This window comes from Bacillus sp. RO2, from assembly GCF_012911845.1.
GTDB lineage: Bacteria > Bacillota > Bacilli > Bacillales > Bacillaceae_I > Sutcliffiella_A.
Genome location: NZ_JAAXCU010000037.1, coordinates 1 through 7252, shown reverse-complemented (window position 1 = coordinate 7252; position 7252 = coordinate 1). Strand labels below are relative to the sequence as shown.

The window sequence follows — 7252 nt, the reverse complement described above, 5'->3', positions numbered from 1 at the left end:
ACCACATATTCCCTAAACTCTGGAGAGTAGCTTTTCTTTTTCGTCATGTTTAACACGTCCTTTTATCTGTTAGTTTTGATTAAAACATGACGCCAATCCCAATGTCCACTTTTCATACTACCTCCATTCAACTGGGTAGTTCGGTCAACTTTTACTATGGGTTCGGTCATTCAATTTTTTGGTTCGGTCAAATTTTGAAAAACTTCGGTCAACAATTCCAAATCTTCGGTCAACTTTCCGGAAACTTCGGTCAACTTTCGAAAATCTTCGGACAATTAAAAAATCACCTGCCAAAACGACCTATTAGAAGCAGTCCATTTAAACAAGTGTCCATACATTCTACTTAAATCCCCCTCAAAAAATCAATTACCATAACACTTCCGCCCCCAGTAGCCTCCCCCTTTATTAAACCTGTACCTTGTCCTCTGAATGTGCTCCACCCAGAACCTTTAAGACTAGCTGGAATAAAATGTATATTGAAAGGAGTGAAATCTATGGTAAGAATATCTTGGTCAGCTGGACATGGTTTTAATACGCCTGGGAAAAGGACACCTGACGGAATGCGAGAATGGGAATTTAATAGCGCCGTAGTGGTAGAAGCAATTAAATTGCTTGATCAATATCAAGACGTCTTGCAATTAAGACTTGATGATCCAACTGGACAAAGAGATGTGCCTCTTCAAGAAAGGTCGAACCGTTCTAATAGTTGGGATGCTGATGTGCATATTGATGTCCATGCAAATGCTTTTGGTAATGGTGGATGGAATAAAGTTCAAGGTATTGAGACATTTGTATATACGACAAGGCCTCCTATGGATGTTACGTTGGCAACAAACGTCCAAAACAGATTGATCGCCAATACGAAAAGGCCAGATAGAGGAGTGAAGGCAGAAAATTTTCACATGTTAAGAGAAACTACAGCAGTCTCTATACTAGTTGAATGCGGTTTTATGACGAACAAGGAAGAAGCTGCGCTATTGAAGTCAGCTGCTTACAGGAAACTTTGTGCCCAATCTATTATTGAAGGTCTAGTAGAAACGTATAACTTAAAATTGAAGGAGGAAGATTTTGTGTTAGAAAGAGCCATTGTAATTAACAGTTTTGCAGATTTCCCAGTAACGGAATTGTTAGCGAATTATGTAAAAGCTCCTATCTATACAAGAAGGGTAGCGGAGAATGTTAAATTGGCAAAAGAATTATTAGTTGTGGGTGGTAACACAGATGGATTACAGGCTGACCGCATAATTCTGCTAGCGGGAAGAGATCGTTTTGAAACAGCCGCTAAAGTAAAAGAGTATATTGGGTAATATAAAGTAGTATAAGGGAGGTGGTCCGTGTATCGGGTTAATAAAATACAGGACCACTTTTACATATTTATAACAACTCCCTACTCTACTCTCCCTCTAAACTTCAACGCCTCAAACCCGCGAAATACAATATTATTTCTTCTAACCGGTTCTTCAAGTATTTCTACATCATGTACACGTTGGAGAAGTACCTCCAATGCTATGACAGCTTCTAGTCTTGCAAGTGGGGCTCCTAAGCAAAAATGAGGTCCGGATGCGAAGGAAAGGTGCTTCACATTTTCTCTCGATACATTAAAAACATCAGGATCCTCATGAATGTTAGGGTCACGGTTTGCTGCACCTAGAGCAATAAGTGCCGTCTGTGCCTTTTTTAGTTGTTGTCCACCAAATTCCATATCCTCGCCTACCCACCTTGAGGTAAGCAGGACCGGTGGATCATAACGCAGAATCTCTTCGACCGCATTTCCAATCAAGGAAGGGTCATCTAGAAGCTTTTTCATTTCATCTTCGTGCGTAAGTAACAGATGGTAGCCGTTTGTAATTAGATTTACGGTTGTTTCATGGCCAGCTATTAATAGTAACAAACAAGTCGCTACAAGTTCATCTTCGTTTAACTTGTCTCCAGAGTCGGAAACAGCTATGAGTCCGCTCAATAAATCTTCTCCTGGATTCACACGTTTAGCCGCAATCAGGTTACGCATGTAACGGTCTGCCTCCTCTAGGTATGGGGCTACCGCTTCTAAATCAGCTTGGGTTGTATTAAAATCAATAAATGTAACGAAGGAATCAGACCAGACGCGGAATCGCTCGCGATCCTCTTTTGGCACTCCGATTAATTCTGTGATGACCATGACGGGTAGGGAATATGCAAAGTCACGAATAAGTTCGTGTTCCACCTTACCTTTTCTTGCATCCAAAAGGTAGTTTGCCATCTCTACAATAGTTGGTCGCAGTCGCTCGGTCATCCTTGGAGTAAAAGCTTTATTGACCAGCCCACGTAGCCTGGTATGGTTTGGTGCATCTCGGAAAAGCATCATGTTCCGATTGAGCATCACAACTGGCAGTAATGTTTGTGGGATAGGTGGCATTTGCTCATCGGGCACAATGTTTCTTATTTCTTTTATAAATCTGGAATCTTTTAAAACGGATTCTACTTCCTTGTATCCTGTTATCAACCATCCATTGACATTGAAAAATGAAACCCACTGAATGGGATTGATTTCGTTTGCTTGTTTGAACATTCCATATGGATTGTCTATAAATGCTTTTACAGGATCTGTTTGTACACTCATTAAAATACCTCCCTCGTTAACTGCGAGGCCACTGAAAAAGTCTTGATTTTAGTATTTTTATAAACACCGCTGTAGATTTCCGCAAATGGCTTCGCTTTCCTAGGGGCGCTGCTGGAGCCTCCTCGGCTACGCCTGCGGGGTCTCCACCTAGCGCTATCTCCCTCAGGAGTCTTCGCCTTTTGCTCCAATCAACAGCTCGAAAATACAAAATACTTTATGATATCAGTTTTTCAGTGGCCTCGATAACTTCTCAACATTAACCATTCGCTAAAAAACGAGGAAATCCTTGATGAAAATACAAAAAAGGAAAAAGTTTCTACCTTTTTTCTCCAGAAATACCGAGCTCATTTGACACTTATCTAGCAATCTATTGTAAAATGGTGTAATAACTATGACGAGTTAATTACATAGAGTGATGGAGGCTTATATAGAATGTTTTGTCACAAATGTGGTAGGAAAGTGACATCCGATGCAAATTTTTGCTTTAATTGTGGAGCGAACCTGAAGGATGAAATGGAACATAATGAAGAGCAATGGTTAGAAGGTAGAGGGAAAAATAAGAAAAAGCATTTTACATATATGCCATTTTTACCTCCCATTATTAGTTTAGTGGTGATTGCTGGAACCATTGGGTGGTATTACAATCATGAACAAAGTGTCAATGCAGAAGTGCTTGCCATAAAAAAAGAAGCAGAAGACTTGGCCCTGCAAGGGGAATATGACATGGCAAAGGAAGAGTTGGCCGGTGCCATGGAAATAAGACCATCTTATCATGTGTTAAGAAACAACTTGGAAGTGGTGAAAATTGCGGAAGAGGTTAACGGGGAGTTAGAGGAGGTTAAAGAGCAAATCAAAACGAAGAAATTTGAAGATGCCGAAAAAAACCTGACAAGGCTCCGAGAGAAAATTACTAGATTAGATGGACCATTGATTCAGCCATTAAAAGAAAATGTATCTGAAAAGGATGTCATGATTAAGGTCGGAAAAATAAATAATGAACTCAATCAGCTAAAGACAGTGGATGATCTTTCAAGAAAGCTTGCCGTCATTTCTTCCATCCCCTCAGAAGAAGGGAAAGCGGTAAAAGAGCAGATATTAAATCGCATTGTACAGCTTACTGTGGAGGATGCGGAAGAGAAAATCGAGCAAAAGCAATTTACCAATGCGATGACTCTAGCGGACAGAGGGCTTCAATATGCGGTGAATGATAAGCGACTACTATCTTTGAAAGAAAAAATTGAGCAGTCCCGTCAAGAGTTTGAGCAGGCGGAATTTGATCGAATAGAAAAGGCTATGGAAGCTGCAGCGAAAGAAGATTTGAAAAATAAAAACGCAGCCCTGGAAATTGTCAATTTTAAGGCAGAAGAGGATGAAGTCGGAGGGATGACTGTCACTGGAGAAGTAAAGAATATCGTGTCAGCAACTGTGTCCTCCATTACCGTCTACTATAATATTCTAAGCAAAGATAAAAATGTATTAGACACAGGCTTTACTACCGTTTACCCATTCAAATTGGAGCCAGGTAAAAAAGGGAAATTTGAAGACTATTATTATGGTGTATTTGAAGATGTGACAGTGGAAATAGAGAACATCACATGGGTTGTAGAAGAGTAGAACGTTACCGAAACAGCCAAACATAAAGAAGGTGTAGGAATGAAAGTAAGATGGTTCATCAGTATCATCATGACAATAATTTTAATTAGTGGAGGGATTATTGGATATTTTCATATTAAAAATACTGTTCCCGCTCAACTAACTGCTCCGTCTAAACTATACCTAGAGTCGGAAGTAGTAGAAAAAGAGAATGTCCCTCAGGCATTAAAGGAGATAATATTTGAATCTCAAAAGTTGGTTGTGAAAATTGAATTACCCGACGGATCGTTTGGATCAGGATTTCTATACAACAATAAAGGCGATGTCATTACCAATGCCCATGTCGTAGCGAATGCAAAAGACGTGAAAGTATCCTCTGCGGATTCTAAGGAACTAACAGGGGAAGTAATTGGGATCAGTATAGATACGGATATTGCTGTAGTGCGCGTTCCAGAGCTTGAAGGCACCACACCCTTCAAACTTGCAGAAACTAGAAAAGCAGAACTAGGCGATGATGTTATCGCCTTGGGAAGTCCTTTAGGTCTGCAAAATACAGTCACAACAGGGATTATAAGTGGTGTTGGCCGGGAGTTTGAAATTGATTCATTCAAGTATGAGGATGTTTTCCAGATTTCTGCACCAATTGCTCCAGGAAATAGTGGCGGGCCACTTATCGATACAAAAACAGGGGAAGTGGTAGGAATTAACTCTGCTACCATGGATCAAGGCGTTATCGGCTTCAGCATTCCCTTAGTGAATGTCATGCCGATGGTAGAAAGCTGGTCAGAGTCTCCAATGGAATCACTTCCAAGGATTGGAGCCAACACAACCGGCAATAGTGCTGGGGAAACATCAACTAATGTCGACATTGCAGAATATCTTGTTAATTATTTTTACGAAAGCATCAACTATCGAGACTATGTGACAGCCTACTCGTTGCTAGGAAGCAGCTGGCAATCTAAAACATCGTATGAGGATTTTCGTGCAGGATATTTGGATTTCTTAACCATTGAAGTAGATGATTTGCTTTCTAAACAGAATGGCAACAACGTGGAAGTTATCACGGTCATTACTGCCCAGGAGCGTTCCGAAAAAGGAGTTTCTTACAAGAAGTTTAAGGTTACCTTTGAATTGGGACTCGAGAATGATCAGATGAAAATACTGTCAGAGAAGCGGGAGAGTATGGAATAGAAACATAGAGAGGCCAAGCGATTTATGCTGTGGCCTTTTTATATACTCATTTTCACTTAGAATCCCCAACTATCCGTTTTGCGCCAACCAGTTTTGTTCTCCAATAAGGATCCAAAGAAGCAATTGCCACTTTCTTTTCCACCCTGGATGTGTGTAAGATGGAATTATTACCAATGAAGATAGCTACATGACCAATTTTGTTCAATCCCTTTAATTTTGCACGTTTGGGAGTAGTAAAGAACAGAAGATCTCCTCGCCTGACAGAGGATAGTGGGACAGTTTTGCCTATTAGATACTGTTGTCTTGAAGTTCTCGGTAAAATAATGCCATGTGCACCATATACATATTGAACAAAGGAACTGCAATCAAATCTATCCGTCTGCCCGGGATTCGCACCAAAAACATATGGTGTACCGAGTAATTCCATTCCACTTTTAATAATTCGGTTTTCCTTTTGTAGAGACATATTAGATTCTCCTTCTTTCATTAACTGCTATATTAATAGATGAAAGATCATAGAGGATTGCTTGGACATTCTAGAGACTTTTTTTATTGGAGGTAGGAATATGAGTGTAAAAGATAAATTCCTGGATTATTTAGGTGTAGAGGAAAAAGAAACGAGTCTTGAATTTTTAAATGAATTGATTGCTGCTCACCAGACTAAGGTAAGATGGGAAACATGGACAAAGTTTCTTGATTTTGAGGAAAGGAAGCAGGAGGATTTTTATCTGCCAAGTATGGAGGAATATGTGGACAGAGTCATAAAGACAGGAACAGGTGGTACTTGCTGGACATTGGCCATTGGTTTTCATTATTTGCTGAAGGAGCTTGGATTTAAAGCTGATTACTTGTATATGACGCCTGGTCATCTTTGTTTACAAGTAGAGTTGGAACAGCCCTATTATGTGGATGTTGGTTACTGTGCCCCGTTTTTTGAGGCGTTTCCATTGCATACCTCGTTTGAAGTGAGTACGGATATGGAGACCTTTCGTTATCAGGTAAACGGGGATGAGGCGTTGGTCGAGCGTAACCCGGGCCCTACTAAATCGTTAGGATTAAAACCTGTTACATTTGATGATATGAAGGGTCCTTTGCTAGATTCCCATAATTGGGAAGAGGGGTTTTCTTTTCATAGCCTGAGGATGTTTGGTTATATTGATGGGGTCCCTTATCAGTTGCGGGAAAATTCCATTCGACGATTTAAAGATCAAACACATGTGGAAGAAGAATTGACCGACGAGCAGATGCGATATTGGATAGAAGAAAAGTTTGGTGCAGATTACAGCGTATACTTGCGAGCGAAGGAGATATACCGAAAGCGGAAGGGATAGAGGGAGTTCACGGTAATTTTTATGGTGGAGCAAGTCTAAAAGGAAGAGTAGCATTTTCCCTTTTAGACTTGCTTTAACGAATGACTCCCACCGCGAGTGAAAAGCTGGGATGGCTTCATAGAGGACGAATGACTCCCTGGAAGGTTGAAAACGAGGGAACATTGTCTTCATAGAGAGCGAATGACTCCCCGGAAGGTTGAAAACGAGGAAACATTGTCCTCATAGAGAGCGAATGACGCCCTCCACGGTGTAAAAGGAGGGAACATTGTCCTCATAGAGAGCGAATGACGCCCCCGACGGTTGAAAAGGAGGGAACATTGTCCTCATAGAGAGCGAATGACGCCCTCCGCGGTGTAAAAGGAGGAAACATTGTCCTCATAGAGAGCGAATGACACCCTGGACGGTGTAAAAGGAGGGAACATTGTCCTCATAGAGAGCGAATGACGCCCTCCACGGTTAAAAAGGAGGAAACATTGTCCTCATAGAGAGCGAATGACGCCCTCCACGGTTAAAAAGGAGGAAACATTGTCCTCATAGG

At 40.9% G+C, this 7252-nt stretch carries 6 protein-coding genes; 4 read left to right on the top strand and 2 right to left on the bottom strand.

Annotated elements, in window-relative coordinates; genetic code table 11:
* Positions 1 to 494 precede the first annotated feature (494 nt).
* A complete protein-coding gene (locus tag HF078_RS09205) occupies positions 495 to 1307 on the top strand; it encodes an N-acetylmuramoyl-L-alanine amidase (RefSeq protein ID WP_169290880.1) in 813 nt (270 codons plus the stop codon).
* 80 nt (positions 1308 to 1387) lie between these two features.
* Here HF078_RS09205 and HF078_RS09200 read toward each other — a convergent pair whose 3' ends face one another.
* A complete protein-coding gene (locus HF078_RS09200) occupies positions 1388 to 2599 on the bottom strand; it encodes a cytochrome P450 (protein ID WP_169290879.1) in 1212 nt (403 codons plus the stop codon).
* Positions 2600 to 3031: 432 nt separating this feature from the next.
* On the opposite strand from HF078_RS09200, the gene HF078_RS09195 reads away from it, so the two are divergent.
* Together HF078_RS09195 and HF078_RS09190 are read left to right on the top strand one after the other, a co-directional pair.
* Complete coding sequence (locus HF078_RS09195; protein WP_169290878.1) at positions 3032 to 4213, top strand: FxLYD domain-containing protein; 1182 nt, start codon at positions 3032 to 3034, stop codon at positions 4211 to 4213.
* Positions 4214 to 4252: 39 nt separating this feature from the next.
* Positions 4253 to 5383 (top strand): S1C family serine protease, encoded by a 1131-nt coding sequence (locus tag HF078_RS09190; RefSeq protein ID WP_169290877.1) that lies wholly within the window; start codon positions 4253 to 4255, stop codon positions 5381 to 5383.
* 52 nt (positions 5384 to 5435) lie between these two features.
* Here HF078_RS09190 and HF078_RS09185 read toward each other — a convergent pair whose 3' ends face one another.
* Positions 5436 to 5849: a C40 family peptidase gene (locus HF078_RS09185; protein WP_169290876.1), complete on the bottom strand. Its 414-nt coding sequence runs from the start codon at positions 5847 to 5849 to the stop codon at positions 5436 to 5438.
* 100 nt (positions 5850 to 5949) lie between these two features.
* Between HF078_RS09185 and HF078_RS09180 the strand changes: the two genes are divergently transcribed.
* The gene (locus tag HF078_RS09180) at positions 5950 to 6714 is read left to right on the top strand and encodes an arylamine N-acetyltransferase (protein WP_169290875.1); all 765 of its coding nucleotides are present in this window, start codon (positions 5950 to 5952) and stop codon (positions 6712 to 6714) included.
* Positions 6715 to 7252: the final 538 nt, after the last annotated feature.

What these genes read in the sequence shown, in the direction of transcription:
- HF078_RS09205 (WP_169290880.1), top strand. Translation starts at nt 495, where the DNA reads ATGGTAAGAATATCTTGGTCAGCTGGACATGGTTTTAATACGCCTGGG.
- HF078_RS09180 (WP_169290875.1), top strand. Translation starts at nt 5,950, where the DNA reads ATGAGTGTAAAAGATAAATTCCTGGATTATTTAGGTGTAGAGGAAAAA.
- HF078_RS09185 (WP_169290876.1), bottom strand. Translation starts at nt 5,849, where the DNA reads ATGTCTCTACAAAAGGAAAACCGAATTATTAAAAGTGGAATGGAATTA.
- HF078_RS09200 (WP_169290879.1), bottom strand. Translation starts at nt 2,599, where the DNA reads ATGAGTGTACAAACAGATCCTGTAAAAGCATTTATAGACAATCCATAT.
- HF078_RS09190 (WP_169290877.1), top strand. Translation starts at nt 4,253, where the DNA reads ATGAAAGTAAGATGGTTCATCAGTATCATCATGACAATAATTTTAATT.
- HF078_RS09195 (WP_169290878.1), top strand. Translation starts at nt 3,032, where the DNA reads ATGTTTTGTCACAAATGTGGTAGGAAAGTGACATCCGATGCAAATTTT.